This is a genomic window from Chryseobacterium sp. FR048, assembly GCF_056844665.1.
On record NZ_JBXDSE010000003.1, the window covers coordinates 514,890 to 535,540 of the forward strand.

The window sequence follows — 20,651 nt, forward strand, 5'->3', positions numbered from 1 at the left end:
ATTTTTATTTCTTATTAAATAAACTTATTACTACTGCTATGGCTGTAACACCAATAGAAATTGCTGTCAGGTAAAGACCTGTATTTGGATTTTGTTTTGCCAAGACATCCTTTGTATTGTTTGAAGAAACAATAATGGCATCCCCTTGTTTAAGATTATAATAAGGAGAGTTAATCAGATTAGCATCCAAAAGACTGACACGCCCATGTGAAACAACTCCGTTTTCGGTTCTGATAACCAAAACTTCATCTCTTTTCCCATATTGAGTCAAATCGCCGGCAAGACCTAGTGCATTCCAAATAGTAGCCTGTCCATTTGCAATTGTATAGTCTCCCTGCCTATTCACTTCCCCTAATACTGTCACTTTAAAATTAGCAAGTCTTATACTTACTGTCGGATTAATGACAAATCTTGTCATTTTATCTCTTACTTCATCTTTAAGTTCAAGTAAACTCTTACCCGATGTATTGATTTTACCTAAAATCGGAAAATCAATATCTCCGTTTGCATCTACAATATATGTAGGTCCAGTAATTGTTGTAGCTCCTTGATTGGGAGTATTCCCTCCAGCCACAGCATTTGTCTGAATAAACTCTGATGAAGAATAGTTTTGATTAAAAGGTTTTACAACATCTGCATCTTTTGCTGTAATAAGAATGACAAGCTGATCACCAACCTGTATTGTGTTAACTGAATTTTTTGCAGAGGCATTAATGGCAACCTGCTCTATATTCTGCATATAATTTAAATCATTCTTAGCATTAGGATTTACTTTACAGGAAATCACTAAAGAAGATGCCAATACTACTGCTAATATTTTTCCTTTCATTATATTTTTAAATTGTACAAATATACATTTATATTTTTCTATTTATCTAACGCCTCATAGATAGAATTATTACTTCTAAATTCAGGCACAATGGTCTTTAAAATTTTTACGACTTCCACTTTATCTCTTCGTAAAGAAGCTTTAGTGATCTGTCTGGTCAATAAGTCTATTTCTTCGAATCCCATTGATGGATCTTTAGAAATCATAATCTTCTCATTATGCGTTGGAAGAGTTTTTGCATTATCACTTAAAAGTTCTTCATAAAGTTTTTCACCAGGTCTTAAACCTGTATAAACAATCTTAATATCTATATTCGGTTCAAATCCTGAAAGCTTTATCATTCTATTGGCAAGATCTAAGATTTTAACAGGTTCACCCATATCAAAAACGAAAATTTCTCCCCCTTCACCCATTGTTCCTGCCTGCAAAACCAATTCGCAAGCTTCCGGAATTGTCATAAAATATCTTACAATCTCAGGATGGGTAATGGTCACAGGTCCTCCTGCCTCAATTTGTTTTTTAAAATGTGGTATAACAGAACCGTTAGATCCCAATACATTTCCAAATCTTGTAGTAATAAATTTGGTTGTATTACCCTCCAGATTCTGAAGAGACTGTACAAACAATTCAGCGGCACGCTTGGAAGCCCCCATTACATTTGTTGGGTTTACTGCTTTATCAGTAGATATCATCACAAATCTATTCACGTTATATTTACTGGATAGTTTTGCAACAATCTTTGATCCTAATATATTAACAAAAATAGCTTCATGCGGATTTTCTTCTACTAAAGGAACATGCTTATAAGCGGCAGCATGGTATACCATTGAAAAGTTATACATTTGGAACAAAGCTTCCATTCTATGCTGATTTGAAACATCTCCCAAAACAAATTTGAATGCGATATGGGGAAACTTATCCCTCATTTCAAGTTCAATTTCATAAAGCGGTGTTTCAGCCTGATCCAATACAACAATTAAGGAAGGATTCACCAAAGCCACCTGTCTTACAATCTCACTTCCTATAGAGCCAGCACCTCCTGTCACTAAGACAATTTTTTCAAAATGCCTGCTTTTAATTTTTTCATTTTGGATCTTGATAGGCTTTCTGTTTAACAAATCCTCAATTTGAAGATTTTTGATAGACCCTCCTAAGTCGCTGTCTCTGAGTTTTTGTACTGAGGGAGCCTTGAAAACATTCAGATCTTTTTCCAAAAATAAATTCACCCATGAATTCATTTCATCCCTGGCCATCATTTCTTTAACAATAAGAACCCCATCGATAACAAGATCGTCTTTTGTATTCTCTTCAATCTTTTGTTTTTCATAAATAGGTTTCCCCAATAAAGATGCCCTTTTGGAATCCGTTCTTTGAGTAAGAAATCCTACAACATGATATGGTAAACTTGGATTATCAAGAATAGCACGGGCAATGGCGATAGACTGCTCATCAATACCCAACACCAAAATTCTTTTTTTCAAAGCACTTCTTCTGTATTCTCTTACTATATGAAAAAATTCTTTTACATAAAGTCTGAAGAGAAATAATCCCATAAAGGAAATTATAAAATATAGAACTAAATAAGGAGCAAGAATAAATTTGCCTCCGGTAGTCCAGAAATAGAACATATTAATCGTCCCTATAGCAAACATTGTACAAAAACATGACACCAACAGTTTGAACAGATCTATAAATGTTGAATGCCTTATGATTCCCGCATAAGTTTTAAAGAGGTACATGAATATAGTATTTACCACAATGATAGAAGCAAAAACAATACTTTTATCTTCATGATAAATAAACTCTTTCTGTGTAATTTTTTCGATAATATAAGTTGAAAGAAACAGTGAGATTCCCAAAATAATAATATCAATTATGAGTACTATCCATCTGGGAAGATATCTTACGTCTGAGAGATTGACAACATTATCTCCTCCAAATATTTTTTTCCTAAGAGAATTATACATTGTCTTTATTGGTGTTCATATATTAATTAATACGGTACTAATCTTGGTTACTAATTTAAAATGCTTTTTTGCATTTATGGTATTCATGCAAAATTAAAATAAAATATCATCTATCCTTTAGATTTCAAAAAATAAATTCAATTTCTGAGATGTATCAGAACATTCTTTGCCCTATTCTTGTTATTATCATCAAAAAAATTGTATTCTATCAATAAACACAAACTACGGTCAAAAAGTATACCATAAATATAATTTCAAAAAAAATGACTTTTTCAAATCATATATACCAATACATCATTCACTATAAGGTTCTGTGTTCTTGATTATTTTATTAGAATTTATTTTTTAATTTTTATTTTCTTCAATAATATTTAAATGTTTGTACTCAATAAAATGATGATTAATCTTAGTACATTTTCATCAATTGAATTTTACCGTATCTTCCAATTGATAAAAATTCATTCTTGAAAATATAACAAAGAAAAATTCGTCATGAATGAATAATCTTAAGTTCACCTATGTTGAGTACTATTTTGAAAAATTTCTTTTATATCAGGTATTTCTATACGTTTTCAAGTTGTTACCTTTTATATATATGGTAATACTCGTTTTTTTCTTCCCCTATCTTTGCTGTGTTTAATTTTTAGTCAAAAATATCATTTATTTTCTCATATTCAAAACCTCTGCTCATGAGATATTTTATAGTTTTCGATTTTTTTTGATATTCCTGCAATCCTTTCTGCTTAGAAAAGTAATCTTCATAGATTCTTGTGATGGTTTTGGTATAGTCTTCTTCATAGATTTCATCAAAACAGGAATTGATCAGCCTTTCGGATATCTGCTTCTGTTTCAGATTCATTCTGATCTTATTTCTCCCCCAATGCTTGATGTAAAACTTACCTCTGATATAACTTCGGGTAAACCGCTCTTCATTGAGGTAGTTTTCTTTCAGGAGATACAGGATAATTTCTTCTTTCGCTTCATCAATCAGCAAAAATTCTCTCATCTTCTGTTCTACTTCTGCATGACAGCGATCCTGGTAAACGCAGTAGCTGACCAGTTTTTGCTTAATTTCGTCAAAAGTAAAAGATTTTTTTTCCATTGTATAAAAAAAGAATGAGCTCACGCCCATTCTTTATATGATATTATAAATCCTATTAGTAGTTGAATAGGGCTTTACCTTCCATTAACTCATTAACATTCTTTCTTACTGATGCAAGAACTTCTTCATTTTTGATATTATCTACCACTTCAGAGATTAACCCTGCAATAGTATCCATATCATTTTCTTTAAGTCCTCTTGTCGTAATGGCAGCCGTTCCTAATCTGATACCAGATGTAGTGAATGGAGATTTATCATCAAAAGGAACCATGTTTTTGTTACAAGTAATATCTGCAAGCACTAATGCTTTTTCTGTTTCTTTACCGTTTACGCCCTTATTTCTAAGGTCTACCAGCATCAGGTGATTGTCTGTTCCTCCACTTACAATATCAAAACCTCTGTTGATCATCGCTTTTGATAATGCCTGTGCATTTGCTTTAACCTGTTTTGCATAAGTTTCGAACTGACCATCCAATGCTTCTCCGAAAGCAACTGCTTTACCGGCAATTACATGCTCAAGCGGACCTCCCTGAATTCCTGGGAATACAGCTCCATCCAATACCTGGCTCATCATTTTGATTTCTCCTTTTGGAGTTTTGTGTCCGTAAGTATTTTCAAAATCTTTCCCCATCATGATCATACCACCTCTAGGACCTCTTAAAGTCTTGTGTGTAGTAGTTGTTACTACATGGCAGTGTTCAAATGGAGAGTTTAGCAATCCTTTTGCCACTAAACCAGCCGGGTGAGCGATGTCTGCCCAAAGTGTTGCCCCAACTTCATCTGCTACCTCTCTGAATTTAGCATAGTCTAAGTCTCTTGAGTATGCTGAAAAACCTGCGATAAGCATTTTTGGTTTTTCTCTCAATGCTACTTCTCTCATTTGGTCATAATCAATAAGACCTGTTTCCTGCTGAACTCCGTAAGAAACTACGTTATATTGTATTCCGGAAAAGTTTACAGCAGAACCGTGAGTAAGGTGCCCTCCCATCGAAAGGTCCATCCCCATGATCTTATCTCCTGGTTTCAAAACGGCAAGATAAATGGCAGCATTCGCCTGAGAACCGGAATGTGGCTGAACGTTCACATAGTCTACTCCGAAAAGTTCTTTTGCTCTGTTGATTGCCAGTGTTTCAACCTCATCTACTACTTCACAACCTCCGTAATATCTCTTTCCGGGGTATCCTTCAGCATATTTGTTTGTCAGTACACTTCCCATTGCTTTCATCACATTTTCAGAAACAAAGTTTTCTGATGCGATAAGCTCTAATCCATGGGTTTGTCTTTGTCTTTCCTTTTCAATCAGGTCGAAAATAATATCCATTTTACTTTTAGTTTTTGAAATTTTCACCCCAAATGTACGGATTTTTCGCCGAGATATTGGTATGAAAAGAATGATTTTTAAACACCCAAAAGCGAAATAATCCAAAGTAAATTTAAACTGTTTTTGCTTTTATTTTCATAAAAAAAAGAGTTAGAATTCCTCTTCTGAAAGTTCTTTATTCACCATCGCTCCTGTAAAATTCCCCTGTGCTACAGCATTAGCCACAGATCTCATCATCGTCACATTGTCTCCACAGGCAAAAACTCCGGGAACGGTTGTTTTCTGCATAAAGTCTATCTGGATGAATCCTTGCTCGGTAAGTTCACATCCCAGATTTTCCGATGCATTGATATTCTGTTCAAAAGGAATTTTAGCATAAAGTGCATGCAATGAAACTGAATCTCCGTTTTTAAAGATCATTCTTTGGATCGTTCCGTTCTGATGTTCAAATTTTTCTATCTCATTTTCATTAAGACTGATCTTATTTTGTTTCAGCTTTAGTATCTGCTCATCGGAGAGAAGTGCTTTTCCGTTGGTAAACAGGGTCAGATTTTTGGTCAGATTAAAAACCAGCTTGGAAAATTCGAAAGCCATTTCTCCATTGGAAAGAATTCCGGTGACTTCATTTTTGACTTCATAGCCATGACAGTATGGGCAATGTAACACAGAAATTCCCCAGCATTCTGCAAAACCGGGAATATCCGGCATCTTATCTTTGACCCCGGAAGCCAATATCAGTTTTTTTGCATAGATTTTCTCACCGGATTCTATTTCAACTTCAAAGCCAATGTTGATTTTCGATGCTTTTACAACTGTTCCGTTGTAAAAATGAACTGTTTCATATTTTTCAACATCTTTTTTAGCCAGTTCTGAGATTTCCTTTGGAGTTTTTCCGTCGTGGGTGATAAAATTGTGTGAATGTGGAGTCTGCCTGTTGCAGGGTTTCCCGTTGTCAATAATTAAAGTATTTCTTAAAGATCTTCCCAAAGCCATTCCGGCAGACAATCCTGAATAGCTTCCGCCTATAATGATGACATCGAAGTTTTTATTTTCCATAGTTGATATTTGATAGTTAATGGAGCAAAGTTAAAACAAAAATCACTATTGCAACAAAATTGCAATAGTGATTTTCTATTGTATCTATTTAAGTTTAAAGTTATTTTTTACACTATCTGTTTTTAACTTTTATGATTTCATCCTGAAGCCTTTTTCGTATGTCTATTTTAGCTCCTTCAAATCTGAAAATCACGCTTCCTTTTTCTCTTGCATATTTGTTGGTAACAAAACCTGCTATTTTGGAATATTCAAAAAAGACTCCGGTTTTTTGAAGTTCATCTTCAGGACGATCTTTCACTCTGATCAGGTTTTTATATTTTTTACTTAAATCAAACCAATTGATATAATCTGCATTGAATGAAACTGCTTTTATTCCTTTGGTTGAGTAATAATTAATCGCTCCAGCCTGTCCATAATTATCACAAAGCACTAATGTGTTTCCTGTTTTTGACAGGCTGGAATATTCATGATCTACTTTTTGAGCCAACTCTTTCCAACCCAACATATCTGCAAAATCTTGTGGTATAGCATGATCTTTCCCATCTTCCCAGCGGAGATCTCCAAATTTCCTATAATCTTCAGGATGGCTTGCAATAAACTCAGCGCTCTTGTTTGGAAATGAAACATTATAGATCGGAATAAATAAAATTACCGGATGTAAAAGACAAACCGGTCTAAGAAAACGCTTCCAGCCACTTTTAAGAAGGTAATCAAGATAAACAGAACCAAAACCTATGTAAATAGGATACAATCCAATAGCATAATAATTTTTAGCTTTAAAAAACACAAACAATCCAATGGTTATAACATACCCCCAGAAGAAAAAACGAAATTTCTCAAATGGCTTATAAAACAGAAGGGCATAAAAACCCAAAAGAATCACAAAAGCTACTCCTATAAAGAAAAGAAGTTGAGATTTGAAAAAATCAAATCTGTTTACATTAACCAATTGTGTTTCTGAAAGCTCTTTCATGTGATGAATAACCGGAAAACCGTTATTATACTGCCAGAAAAGATTAGGCGAAATGATCATTAAAGCTATAAGAACCGACCAATATACATGAGGATTCGTAAATATTTTTCTTTGTCTGGTCACCAAAATCGCAGGAATAAAACCTAATGCAAGAAATGCAATATTATATTTACTCAAAATACCGAATCCAAAAACAATGGCTCCCCAATACAACCATTTTACTTTCTCTGTATTTACATATTTTATCAGAATATAAAAAAATAGTGTCCATAAAAATATATCAATAGAATTGGGCTGATATAGGATATTGATTCGGAGTAATACTGAAAGCAAAAGACCCAGAGAAGCCAGCACAAGAGCAAACAGTCCTCCTTTTAGTTCTTCAATTGCTTTCCAGACCACAAACATTGTCAACGCTCCCAACAGAGCAGGAAAAAATTTAACCCAGAATACAGAGTTTCCTAAAATTTTTATCAGCCAGGAAATCCAGGAAGTAACAGGAGGAACGGACAGATACCCCCAGGCAAGATGATTGGCTTGGTCAAGGTGCAGATACTCATCCCGCTGCAATTCATATTCCGGACTGATCAGTGAATACTGAAGTATAAATTTAGCAAGAATAAAAAGAATGAGAATCCAATAGCTTTTTTTCATAGATTATCGTTTGAACTAAGAGTAAGACAATTTAAATACCTTTTATGTTACAACTCCAAAATCTTTCGCTATTATAAAAGGATCATTCTTCCTTTTATGCCGGCAACAATCTCTGACGAATCATTTCATCTTTTATGTTCGTAATTTTATCCGACCAGTAGTTAACAGCCTCCATTTTATCAGCACATTCTTCTATAGATCTGTTCTGGTAGGAAGCCAAAGATTCCTGATAGCTATGCAAAGCAGCCTTCAGATAAATTTCATAATCTTTAGGGTTTTGGGGGATATATCCTATCCCATCGCAACCACAGCTATGAAAACTTTTACCTATTTTAAAAAGACTTTCTATGATCTTCCATTCTTTTACCGCTGTTTTAGGGGGGGCTTTAAAATCTTTTCCAAGATCAGCCATTGTACTGCTGCATTCTGGACATTTTATGATACGGCTTTCTATTTCCGAGATTAATCCATCCAACTGATCACACTGTGCTTTTGTGAAAAGAGCTCCTACTTTACGAATCGATTTACCATCAGGCTCATGGTATATTTTTTCTTTTCTGATCCGCTTCAGAATATCATACGCATCCGGCTGTTTAAATACTTTTCGGCATTGAAAACAGGCATAATGGGATTTATAAGTCTTTTCGGCGTATCTGCACATTTTTTGATTATTTAAATTCAAATGTAGGAATTATTTGCCTCCTATCTTCAGGAGTAAAAAGATCCCGAAGAAATATTTCCCCGGGACCTAACAGTTTAGTAGTTTATAGTGAGTTTATTATTTTGCTTTCGCTTTTTCTTTCAATTCTTCTTTGTCTTTATCAGACGGATTCCAAACTTTCACCTCAGAATCTTTTGTAATCTCAGACCCTGGAAGAATCTGAACATTGATCCCATCGCTGGCTCCAAGTTTAAGATATACTTTTTTAAATTTCCCGTCTTTCTGCTTCACTTCTACGAAAGGAACATCTTTCCCCTGTTTCTTTTCGTACTGTACCAAAGATTCATCCATCAATAAAGCATTTTTCTGGGAGCTTAATACGATTTCTCCATTGGCAGAAAAACCTGCTCTGATGTATTCATTATTAGGGTTCTCAACATTTCCTTCTACCGGGAACTTGATGGTACCTGCATTATCTTTTCCTTTAGGAGCAATCATGGTAAGTTTACCCGGGAAAGTCTTGTTTTGTAGTGCCCCGATCACGATATTCATATCCATTCCCTGTTTCAGTTTTCCGGCCTGAGCTTCATCAATTTCACCTTTAAAGATCAGAGAGTTCAGATCTGCTACGGAACAGATTGTTGTTCCTGCGTTGAAGTTGTTCGCTTCAATTACCTGGCTTCCCAATTTCACCGGAACTTCAAGCACGGTTCCTGAAGCTTTTGAACGGATCTGCGTAGTGGCTAGTCCCTGACCCTGAAGTTCAGGAGTAGCACCTGTTTTAGCGATCTGTAATCTTTTTTGTGCAGTATTCAGCTGCTGCTGAGCATTTTTAAGGGTTTGCTGTTGAGAGAATAATTGTTGCTGAGCATTCAGAAAATCCTGTTTAGAAGCCACCCCTTGCTTATAGAGTTTATCCTGCATTTCGAACTGCTTCTGCATATTTCCTACATTCATCTGCGCGTTGCTGATCTGAATCTGTGCATTCTGAACTTCCTGCTGAGCAGCATTTACTTCAGAAATACTTGGTACGATTCTCACGGTAGCAATCAGCTGCCCTACTTCTACTTTATCTCCTTCCTTCACTAAAATTTTATCGATAATCCCTGTAATATTGGGTTTTATTTCAATTTCTTCTCTTGGTACGATCTTCCCTGTTGCCATTACCTTATCATCCATATTCTGAATGGTAGGTTTACGGGTAAGGAAAGCCTCACCTTCTTTGGAATTCGATTTTATAAGATAGCCAATCCCTGAGAACAATGCCACTGCAAAGAAAAGCCCTAACACAATATAAATGGCTTTTTTCCAAGTGAATTTCTTTTTCATATGTATAGTTTATTTTTTAATTAATGGATTGAAAGATTTAAAAATTAAAAGATTCATACCTCATGGTTACTGATCGTTTTTCATTTTCAAATTTTCAGATTATATCATTTTCAAATTAATTATTCTGATCTTAATGCTTCAATCGGCCTGATCTTCACCGCTCTCTGCGCCGGAATCATCCCGATAATCAATCCTAAGATCACCATGACTGCCATTGCAGCAAATACATTTCCGTAGTTTACTGTCGGGTTATAGAAAGGAAATGAATCCTGTCCCTGTGTCACCGCATTTAAAATCATCAGCACAAAAATTCCGGACATAAAACCTAAGAGCCCCGAGGACAGTGTAATCACCACACTTTCCAGCAAGATCTGGTTTCTTACTTCGGCCGGCTTTGCTCCTAATGCCCTTCTGATCCCGATCTCCTTGGTTCTTTCTTTTACCGTGATCAAAAGGATATTTGAAATGGCAATAACTCCGGCAAGGATTGTAAGGGTTCCCACAATGATCGTCAGCAGCTGCATTCCCGTAAGGAAACCTGTCAGTTTTTTAAATTCTTTCTGCACATTGGCACTTCCGAAAGCATTGGTATCCTCAGGGGAAACTTTATTTTTGGATTTTAAGATCTGTTTTACCTGATCTTCCACCACATTAAGGTCAGCAGTAGGTTTACCTACAATCGCAAATAAATCTACCTGCTCGCCCGCATTATACATTTTGGTATAGGTAGAAAGTGGAATAAAAGCTGACTGATCGCTTTCAAAACCGCCTCCCTTTTTCACCCGGAAAACACCAATCACATTAAAGAAGATCCCTTTGATATTGATCGATTTTCCAAGTGGATTTTCATTTTTCTTAGCATCAAAAAAGTTCTTATAAATCTCTTCTCCGATTACCACTACATTTTTATTCCCGGAGACATCTGCATCATTGATATAGCGTCCGAAAATAAGTTTCTTTTCTGATATTTTATTCCCTACAGAGTAGTCACCCGTTAGAGCATAGGTTGCATTTTTACCGTTTCGTGACATTGATTCTCCCGGCAATCCGGTAAAGCTTCCTCTTGAATTCTGAGGAGAAATATAATCTATATCCGTTATTTTCTTTTTCAGCACCTCCATATCAGAAAGGTTCAGATGAACATCTCTTCCTTTGGGAAAGCCCTCGTACGGAATAGATGTTTTTTGCGCCCATAGAAAAATGGAGTTGGTCGCAAAACCGGAAAACAATTTATTAAAACCATTTTCCATTCCTTTTGCTGCCCCAAGAAGGCTTACATATAAGAACATCCCCCATCCTACACCAATCATGGTAAGAAATGTACGGAGTTTATTATTCCTCAATGAATAATAGATCTCCTGCCAAGTATCTTTTTTGAATATGATATTCACCTTTCTGAATTATAAGTTTAAACAATGAGCACATGATGCCCCCTTTTATTCTTTTTATGTCTTAGCTACCTCAGCCCAAAAGCTTCTTTAGCCTTTTCACTTTTTGCCATTTTGCAATTTCGCCTTTTAGCCAAATAATTATTCCGTTCTCAAGGCTTCAATCGGTTTAATTTTCGAAGCTCTGTATGCCGGAACAAATCCTGCTACCAATCCTGAGAAAACCAATGCAATAAATGCCATGATAATAGTTCCCCAGCCTACACTTGGGCTTTTAATAAAGAATTCCTCCAGGCTATTCCCAAGCATATTCAGCGTCAAAACACCTACTCCAACTCCTACAAATCCTGAAATAACCGTAATGACCACACTTTCCTGAACAATAAGGGCAACAATTCCTCCAGGTTTTGCACCTATCGCTTTTCTTACCCCGATTTCTTTGGTTCTTTCTTTCACAATGTAAACCATGATATTACTGATCCCGATAATTCCGGCTAACAAGGTTCCAAGACCAATAAATCCTACGATTGCTGTAAGAACAGCCATAAATACAAAGGTATCGTTCATATTTTTAGCATTATTCCAGACACGGACTCCGTTTTCGTCATCGGGAGAAACATTCTTTCTGGCTTTCAATTTATCTCTCAGCTCATCACCATACTTGATGGCCTGTTCAGGAGTAAGCTTTTCATTGTATGCAATATAAGCGGTATTGACTGTATCAGACCCTTTTTTCATTTGCTGTAAGGTCGTGATCGGAACAGTGATATGTCTTTCGTCTCTATCTCCTCCGTCATCAGAGAATACCCCTATCACTTTGAACATGGTTCCGTTAATGTCCAGTTCTTTTCCTATAGAACTTCCGTTTTTAATCAGATCTCTCTGGACCATTCTTCCGATTACCGCAACATTCTGCTTCCTTTCCAGGTCAAAAGAATTGATATAACGACCGTCAATAACATTTCTATTTTCAATAATCTGTTCTCCGGGCTCTGCTCCATGTACCTGATAAAGACCACTCTCTTTACCATATTTTACCATCAGGTTAGCAGCATATCTTGGGCTGGATGCTCCCACCTTTTCTTTATCTGTTTTGACCAGAAAATCGTAATCATCATTATTCATGGTAACATTTCTGTCAGACTGCAGCCCTTTATAAGCCAAAGTGGTCTTCCCTGTATAAATGGTAATCAGATTTTTGGCATCTCCTGCAAACCCTTCCGAGAAAGCATTCTGAAGCCCCTTTCCGATTCCGAAAAGGACAATGAAAATAAATAATCCCAAAGCCACAGTAAATCCGGAAAGAACCGTCCGAAGTATATTACTGCGGATAGAACTGAATATTTCCTGCCAACGATCTAGGTCAAACATTTTTTATTGGTATTAAAAGATTGAAAAATTTAAAGATTAAAAACCGAATCATTAAATTTTCAAATTATCTCATTTTCAAATTATCAAATGGTCTAAAGCACAATCTGCTTAATAAACTCATCACTTTCAATAATCCCGTCTTTCAGTACGACATTCCTCTTGGTCTGTGCAGCAACATCGGGTTCGTGGGTTACTACTATGATGGTCTTTCCTTCATTGTTAATATCCTGAAGAAGTTTCATAATATCATGGGTAGTTTTTGAATCTAATGCTCCTGTAGGTTCATCTGCCAATACTACTTTTGGATCAGTAATCAGCGCCCTTGCAATAGCGACCCTCTGTTTCTGCCCTCCGGAAAGTTCACTCGGAAGATGATTTGCCCATTGTGCAAGTCCTACTTTCTCCAGATATTCCAGTGCTTTCTTATTTCGCTCTTTTCTCGGTACATTCTGATAGTACAGAGGAAGTGCTACATTTTCCAAAGCTGTTTTGTAATTGATAAGGTTAAAAGACTGAAAAATAAATCCTAAAAACTTACTTCTGTATTCTGCAGCTTTTATTTCAGATAAATGTTCGATAGGCACTCCATCCAATTCATAGGTTCCTGAATCTTTTTCATCCAGAATCCCAATAATATTAAGCAGCGTAGATTTTCCGGAACCAGAACTTCCCATAATAGAAACAAACTCCCCTTCAGAAATATTCAGATTAATTCCTTTGAGAACATGAAGCTTGCTTTTCCCTGTATCGTATGATTTATTTAAATCCTGAATTACTAACATTAAGTGATGTATGTTTTATACCCAATAAGTAGATGATATTTTCAAATTGTTACAAGAATGAAAATTTATTCAAATATTTTTTTGTTTAATCTACTAACCCTTTATTTATAGTGATTTACATTTTAATGTTTAACTGTAACTACAGATTTGCTACCTTTTATCCCCAAGATTGCCGTCTAGCCTATTACCCGAGCCCGTTTCATGTAAATGTGGAAAACTTTTACAGCTAAAAGTCAGCCTATTAGTATTTACCTCTTTTAAAATCAGTTCTTTTTTTCGAACTTTGTATCTAGTTCTTTACAAGAAATATGGAATTGCGAAAGTGAATAAGTACGATTCACAATAAGCAGAAAAACAAAAAGTTAAGTATTTCCGGAACGTTATCCACAGGGATCTAAATTATTTAATTATAAAGATATTTAATATGGGAATTTTTGATAAAAGAGTAAGTTATAAGCCATTTGAATACCCGGAGGTTCTTCAATTTGTAGAAGCCATCAACAAATCGTTCTGGGTGCATTCGGAAGTGGACTTTACTGCAGATGTTCAGGATTTTCATTCGCAGTTGGAACCACATGAAAAGCACGCTGTGAAAAATGCGCTGTTAGCCATTGCACAGATCGAGGTGTCTGTAAAGACATTCTGGGGAAATTTATACAATCACCTGCCAAAACCGGAATTCAATGGATTAGGATCTACTTTTGCGGAATGCGAATTCCGTCATTCTGAAGCTTATTCCCGTCTATTGGAGGTATTGGGATATAATGACGAATTCCTTAACGTAATTGAAATACCTGCTGTAAAAGGAAGAATCGAGTTTCTTGGAAATGCTTTGAAACACGCCAATTCTGCTACACCTAAAGAATACGTTTCGGCATTATTATTATTCAGTATTTTAGTAGAAAACGTTTCTCTTTTCTCTCAATTTGCCATTATCCTTTCTTTCACAAGATTCAAAGGATTTATGAAAAATGTTTCCAATATCATTGCATGGACTTCTGTAGATGAGCAAATTCACGCCAATGCAGGAATCTACCTGATCAATAAAATCCGCGAAGAACAACCGGATCTATTGACAGACAGCGATATTGAAGACATCTACACTCTTGTAGACGAGTCTATCGAAAGAGAAGGAGATATTCTGAGCTGGATCTTTGAATTGGGTGAAATTGACAACGTATCTAAAGAAGACCTTCTTAACTTCATGAAATACCGTGTGGATGACAGCTTGAAGAAAATCAACATGAAAACAAGATACAACATCACTCCTGAACAATACAGACCAATGGTATGGTTCGAGGAAGAAGTTTTCGCCAATTCATTAGACGATTTCTTTGCGAAAAGACCTGTTGACTATACAAAACACGATAAGAGTATTACAGCCAACGATTTGTTTTAATATAAGGGCGCGAGCGAAGCGAGCGTCAAAGCAGATCGTATTAGCATTTCGTCATTCCGAATAAGTTGAATACCCTATTCTTCATCCCTGGAATGGCAAATAGTAACCAACACAAATATAAAAGATGATCAATGTAATCGTAACCTACACCGTAAACCCGGAATTTGTCCCAAGCAATAAGACAAATATTCAAAAGTTTCTGGAGGATTTAAAAAATCTGGATCAGTCCACCTTTGAATATAAAGTGTATGTGAAGGAAGATGGCGTTACTTTTGTACATTATTCAAACTACATCAATGAAGAGATTCAGCATGAAGTTTTGAATGTACCGTCTTTTAAAGAATTTCAGAAATTAAGGGATGAAAGTGGCCTTAACGGCTCCCACAAAGTAGAACTTTTACAATCAATATTATAAAAAAACAAAATTCCGGGGTGACCATCTCATCCCGGAATTCGAAAATATAACATCTATGGAAGAGCAAAATTCAAATATATGGTGGCTCAACGAAGAGTCTGAGCAGATGCTGAACAGAGGATACCTGTTGAAAGGTGAAACGGTAGACGGAGCTATCGACAGAATTACCACTGCTGCAGCAAAAAGGTTATACAAACCTGAACTTCAACCGGCATTCAAAGAAATGATCACTAAAGGATGGATCAGTTTCTCTTCTCCTGTATGGGCTAATATGGGAACAGAGAGAGGTCTTCCTATCTCATGTTTCAACGTTCACATTCCGGACAGTATTGAAGGTATTACTCACAAAATGGGTGAAGTAATCATGCAGACTAAGATTGGAGGAGGTACTTCAGGATATTTCGGAGAATTGAGAAACAGAGGAACTGCTGTAACAGATAACGGAAAATCTTCAGGAGCAGTTTCATTCATGAAGCTTTTTGATACAGCGATGGATGTTGTTTCTCAGGGTGGCGTAAGAAGAGGTGCTTTTGCTGCTTACTTAGATATTGACCACGGAGATATTGAAGAATTTTTATCCATTAAAGATATTGGTAGCCCAATTCAGAATCTGTTTACCGGAATTTGTGTACCCGACTACTGGATGCAGGATATGATCGACGGTGATATGGACAAACGTAAAATTTGGGCAAGAGTATTGGAAAGCCGCCAGCAAAAAGGACTTCCTTATATTTTCTTCACAGACAACGTAAACAGAAATAAACCGCAGGTCTACAAAGATCACGGAATGACTGTAAACGCAAGTAATCTTTGTTCTGAGATCATGCTTCCTTCAACAATGGATGAGTCTTTCATCTGCTGTCTGTCTTCTATGAACCTTGAACTTTATGATGAATGGAAAGATACAGATGCAGTAAAACTAGCTGTATACTTCCTGGATGCTGTTTTATCTGAGTTTATTGACAAAACTGAAGGTAACTATTACCTACAGGGAGCAAGAAACTTTGCAATGCGTCACAGAGCTCTTGGATTAGGTGTTTTAGGATACCACTCTTATTTACAGAAAAATATGATTCCGTTTGAAAGCTTTGAAGCGACTCAGTTCAACGCAAGAGCATTCAGACATATTAAAGAACAGGCTGAGCAGGCTTCAAGAGAGCTTGCCAACATCTATGGAGAACCGGAAGTATTGAAAGGATACGGATTGAGAAATACCACCACAATGGCCATTGCTCCTACCACTTCAAGTTCTGCTATCTTAGGACAGACTTCTCCGGGAATTGAGCCTTTCTCTTCCAACTATTATAAAGCAGGTCTTGCAAAAGGAAACTTTATGCGTAAGAACAAATATCTGGCAAAACTGCTGAAAGATAAAGGATTGGACAATGAAGAAACATGGAGAACCATCATGTTGAACCACGGATCTGTACAGCACCTGAATGAACTTACTCCTGAAGAAAAAGCAGTATTCAAAACATTCAAAGAGATTTCTCCAATGGAGATCATTTCTCAGGCTGCACAGAGACAACAATATATTGACCAGGCACAGTCGCTGAATCTTCAGATTCCTTCTACAATGCCTGTAAAAGATGTAAACTACCTTTACATTGAAGCTTGGAAAAAAGGAGTAAAAACACTTTACTATCAAAGAAGTTCTTCCGTTTCGAAAGAAATGATGGTGAACTTCGTATCATGCTCAAGCTGTGAAGCATAGGATCAAGTAATAAACACGCTATATTTACAAAAGCATGCCGAAAGGTGTGCTTTTTTTATTTTGAATAAATCATGGTAATATTGGTAAATCCATTTATTATTGGGTTCACAAAATAGGTTTTGGCTAAAGCCAATGGAATATTGATCTTTTTGAGAACGGGCTAAAGTCCGTTCCTATTGAATAGGATATATTGATTTTAATCACAGATTTATTGTCTTTTTACATTATTTATTCATGTGACCTGAACTAAGATGTTTTTATTCATTACCTATCATTATATAACAAAAAGATCCGGAAAGAAAATCCGGACCTATGAAAAAGAAGGGTATGAAGTAATATAAAATAATGATTAAAAGTTGTATCTGATTCCCAATTGAGCCTGGAATCTTGATGCGAACTGATCAATTGTATAAGGCAATCCCGGTGTTTTAAAGTTATAGGTAGGATCTCCCGCTGAAGGCTGGCCTGTTGCAATATTTCCTACTTTGGTAAGCCCTACACTCGCTGTAGAATTGAAAGTATTCGGTACAAAATACACTTTCCCCCAATCTTTATTCAGTAAATTGGTAAAGTTGATAATGCTTAATGAAATCTGGATGCTGTTCTTAGATTTTTCACTCAGTCTGATTTCATCCATGATCCTTATATCTGCCTGAATATTCCAAGGGGTAACATCACCATTTCTTTCTGTAAACTTCCCTCTTCTTGATTTCAGGTAATCATTATTGTTGATAAAGTTCTCATAATCTGCAACCTGCTGTTGAGCACTTACCAGTATATTTCCGGAACCGTCTTTGATAGGAGCTATGTATTTGGCAGCTTCGGCAGCATCTTTAAAGATATAAGATAGACCTGCAGCCTGTCCCGTATTGGCAATAGTACTGTTGACAAATCCCCAGGTGAAAGGATTTCCTGATTGTGCATTGAAGTAGATATTCGCAGATAATCGGTTCAGCTTTGAAGTATTAAAGCCATAGCCGATATTGGCCACAATTCTGTTTTTGATGGCAAAGTTAGAAGTGGTCAGTTTAGGATCATTAGGAGTCAGGGACTGATTCATCTGCCAGTTACTTTCCATAGAGTTTCTTATCCCGTTGGTAATATCTTTAGCATCACCATAAGTATAGGCCACAAAGAAATTTAATCCAAAATTATAAGATTTTGCAAGCTGTGCCGTCAGATTGTAGCGGTACCCTTCTTTGGTATTGGAAAGAAGATAAGCATTCGAGAAATTGTTATTGATATTTGTGGTATAGATTGGCATCTCGTGGTTTACATCATAGCTGTAATACGTCACATTATCCGTTTTGTTTACCTGCTGGAATTTAAGATCATATAATACTTTGGTATAAATACCTTCTAAAGTAAACTTATAACCTTTAACGGTATAATCAAATCCTAAAGAGCTTCTCCATACTCTTGGCATTTTAAAATTGTTATCCACAAGGTCTACCTGTACCTTTGAAGAATTCTGCCATTTCGGGAAATTGGAACCAACCAGCGGATCTCCGTTTGTTGCAAGCTGTCCTGCTGTTGGCGCATTATAGTCATAGCTTCCAAATCCTACTCCATCATTATAATAAGCATATCCAAGCCATGCAAAAGGAATTCTTCCTACAAAAATTCCGGAACCTCCTCTCATTACTACAGATCGGTCTTCTGTAAGGTCAACCGTAAATCCTAATCTTGGAGATAAAGTAGGTTTATTCAGATAATCATTGGTAAGCTGGCTTAAAGGAGTATAAGTATAGGTTTTTCCATAATTCGGATCTTGTGGCGAATTTTGTACTAATGGACTTAGCTGCGGTTTATTGGGTAGATCGGTGTAATCTACCCTGATTCCCGGTGACAATCGCACTCTTCCCCAGTTGATTTCATCCTGTAAATACACTGAAAGAAGATTTACTTTGTACTGAGCATAAGGATTGTCGAAAAGAGTTTGTCTGCTGTCTCCATTGAAAGGATAAGTTCCTCTGATTCTGGAAGGGTTACCATTATAAAAATCATTCAGACTTTTGTAAGAAATTCTACCGTTTAATGCATTCACGAACCCATAATTGATGTTGTAAAACTCATTGTGAGTTCCCAATAAGAACGTATGATTTCCTGTTTTGTATGTAAGGTTATCTGTGATTTCCAAAGTCTTCTGTTTCATATTGAAAACAGTTGCCTCCCTGTCATTCCCCAAGAGAATAGTCCCGCCGTTATAGCTGATTTCTACCTGTGGGAACATTGCATTTCCTGAAGTAGGATCCCTGTAATCGTGAATAGAAGAATATCCGGCTACGAAGTTATTACTCCATTTATCATTAAAGCGGCTTTTAAATTCAAGGGTAGTTGTAGAAGCGGTATTCTTCTGAACAAAATCCATGCTGGCAAATCTGAAATTGGCTCCATCTCTCTCAAGATTAGAGGCCTGTGAGAATACCGTATTATTTTTGATGGATAAGGTGTGCTTGTCATTGATTTTCCAATCTAATTTATTGAAAATCTTAGCACTTTCGGAGAAGTTATTGTATTGATTAAAACTTCCAACGTTGAAACCATATTTGTTACGGATAAAATCGGAAAGGTTCTGAGCGGTAGCCTGATCGATTAATGCACCCTGATCACCGGCATTATAAAACACAGGATCTGTTCTCTTGGTATATTCTAAATTGGTAAATAAAAACACCTTATCCCTTACGATCGGCAGACCTACTCTTCCACCATAGATAAAATCTGAGAAGTCTTTTGGCATTTTGGAATTGTCTCCAACTCTGTTATTCCCTGTAATTGCTGCATTTCTTCCGTATACATACATAGATCCGGTAACGTCATTACTTCCGCTTCGGGTTACAGCATTGATGCTTCCTCCAAGGAAATTCCCCAGTTTCACATCATAAGGAGCAATATACACCTGTACATCCTGAATCGCATCAAGACTTATGGAATTGGAACGGGTACTGCTTCCGGGCATCCCTGAAGTTCCGGTCTGTCCTCCTAAAGATGGGCTGAAACCAATAGCATCGTTGTTGATGGAACCGTCAATAGTAACGTTATTATAACGGAAATTAGTTCCGTTGAAAGAGTTGTTGGCACTTTGAGGAACCAGTTTTGTTACATCCTGAATTCCCCTGTTGATATTAGGTAATCCTGAAATCTGAGCCTGACTGATACCGACTCCGAATTTGGCACCTGACTTTTTCGAACTAAGCTTCACCTCATCAATGTTTTTTTCCTTAGTTCCTACTTCCACCACAGGCAAATCATTATTTCCCAGAGAAAGCTGCAGGTTCTTATTTTCGTAAATAACCTGTGACCCATCCGAAATTTCAAGAGTATAAGGACCACCCGGCTGAAGGTTATCTAAGCTGAATTGCCCTTTACTGTTACTTTTGGTTTCAAAAGTACTGTTGGTAGGGACATGCACGACCTTCACTGTAACTTCGGAAGAAACTCCTTTTAATCTTCCAAAAATCTTAGAACTGGTTTCCTGTGAAAATGCGAATCCAAAAGATAGTAAGGCAAAAGCACAGATTAATTTTTTCTTCATTTTTTTAATTACTAAATCTGGTGTAAAATTAGATCTAGTAAATATGAAGTGTGGTAACATAAAATTAACATTACATGACCTAATGTTTAACATTTCCTTAAAAAAAACTTAATAGCAATCGCCCGACATCTTTAAATAATTTTCATATTACTAAT

The 20,651-nt window shown here is 36.3% G+C and carries 15 protein-coding genes; 3 read left to right on the plus strand and 12 right to left on the minus strand.

Annotation, left to right across the window (positions count from 1 at the left end; genetic code table 11):
- Positions 1–4: 4 nt before the first annotated feature.
- The 11 genes from AC106K_RS11710 to AC106K_RS11760 form a co-directional block, all read right to left on the minus strand.
- Positions 5–829 (minus strand): polysaccharide biosynthesis/export family protein, encoded by an 825-nt coding sequence (locus AC106K_RS11710; protein ID WP_482445472.1) that lies wholly within the window; start codon positions 827–829, stop codon positions 5–7.
- Between the two features lie 38 nt (positions 830–867).
- A complete protein-coding gene (locus AC106K_RS11715) occupies positions 868–2,796 on the minus strand; it encodes a polysaccharide biosynthesis protein (RefSeq protein ID WP_482445474.1) in 1,929 nt (642 codons plus the stop codon).
- A gap of 643 nt (positions 2,797–3,439) precedes the next feature.
- Positions 3,440–3,898 (minus strand): regulatory protein RecX, encoded by a 459-nt coding sequence (locus tag AC106K_RS11720; protein WP_482445475.1) that lies wholly within the window; start codon positions 3,896–3,898, stop codon positions 3,440–3,442.
- 55 nt (positions 3,899–3,953) lie between these two features.
- Positions 3,954–5,219 (minus strand): serine hydroxymethyltransferase, encoded by a 1,266-nt coding sequence (glyA, locus tag AC106K_RS11725; protein WP_482445477.1) that lies wholly within the window; start codon positions 5,217–5,219, stop codon positions 3,954–3,956.
- Between the two features lie 150 nt (positions 5,220–5,369).
- Positions 5,370–6,275 carry an NAD(P)/FAD-dependent oxidoreductase gene (locus AC106K_RS11730; protein WP_482445478.1) on the minus strand — a complete coding sequence of 302 codons (906 nt, stop codon included), beginning with the start codon at positions 6,273–6,275 and terminating at the stop codon, positions 5,370–5,372.
- 112 nt (positions 6,276–6,387) lie between these two features.
- Positions 6,388–7,902, minus strand: a complete 1,515-nt coding sequence (locus AC106K_RS11735; protein ID WP_482445480.1) for a glycosyltransferase family 39 protein — start codon at positions 7,900–7,902, stop codon at positions 6,388–6,390.
- Positions 7,903–7,996: 94 nt separating this feature from the next.
- Positions 7,997–8,563: a hypothetical protein gene (locus AC106K_RS11740; RefSeq protein ID WP_482445482.1), complete on the minus strand. Its 567-nt coding sequence runs from the start codon at positions 8,561–8,563 to the stop codon at positions 7,997–7,999.
- Positions 8,564–8,680: 117 nt separating this feature from the next.
- Positions 8,681–9,892, minus strand: coding sequence for an efflux RND transporter periplasmic adaptor subunit (locus AC106K_RS11745; RefSeq protein ID WP_482445484.1), 1,212 nt, complete (start codon positions 9,890–9,892; stop codon positions 8,681–8,683).
- A 119-nt stretch (positions 9,893–10,011) separates the two neighbouring features.
- Entirely contained in the window at positions 10,012–11,283 is a 1,272-nt protein-coding gene (locus AC106K_RS11750) for an ABC transporter permease (RefSeq protein WP_482445486.1), read from the minus strand.
- A 138-nt stretch (positions 11,284–11,421) separates the two neighbouring features.
- Complete coding sequence (locus tag AC106K_RS11755) at positions 11,422–12,651, minus strand: ABC transporter permease (RefSeq protein WP_482445488.1); 1,230 nt, start codon at positions 12,649–12,651, stop codon at positions 11,422–11,424.
- Between the two features lie 92 nt (positions 12,652–12,743).
- Positions 12,744–13,433 (minus strand): ABC transporter ATP-binding protein, encoded by a 690-nt coding sequence (locus tag AC106K_RS11760; protein ID WP_482445490.1) that lies wholly within the window; start codon positions 13,431–13,433, stop codon positions 12,744–12,746.
- A 424-nt stretch (positions 13,434–13,857) separates the two neighbouring features.
- On the opposite strand from AC106K_RS11760, the gene AC106K_RS11765 reads away from it, so the two are divergent.
- The 3 genes from AC106K_RS11765 (at position 13,858) to AC106K_RS11775 (ending at position 16,961) form a co-directional block, all read left to right on the plus strand.
- Positions 13,858–14,832: a ribonucleotide-diphosphate reductase subunit beta gene (locus tag AC106K_RS11765; protein WP_047095854.1), complete on the plus strand. Its 975-nt coding sequence runs from the start codon at positions 13,858–13,860 to the stop codon at positions 14,830–14,832.
- 124 nt (positions 14,833–14,956) lie between these two features.
- Complete coding sequence (locus AC106K_RS11770) at positions 14,957–15,247, plus strand: hypothetical protein (protein WP_482445492.1); 291 nt, start codon at positions 14,957–14,959, stop codon at positions 15,245–15,247.
- A gap of 55 nt (positions 15,248–15,302) precedes the next feature.
- Positions 15,303–16,961, plus strand: coding sequence for a ribonucleoside-diphosphate reductase subunit alpha (locus AC106K_RS11775; protein ID WP_482445493.1), 1,659 nt, complete (start codon positions 15,303–15,305; stop codon positions 16,959–16,961).
- A gap of 349 nt (positions 16,962–17,310) precedes the next feature.
- Here the strand turns inward: AC106K_RS11775 and AC106K_RS11780 are convergent, their stop codons facing one another.
- Positions 17,311–20,496 (minus strand): TonB-dependent receptor, encoded by a 3,186-nt coding sequence (locus AC106K_RS11780; RefSeq protein WP_482445494.1) that lies wholly within the window; start codon positions 20,494–20,496, stop codon positions 17,311–17,313.
- Positions 20,497–20,651: the final 155 nt, after the last annotated feature.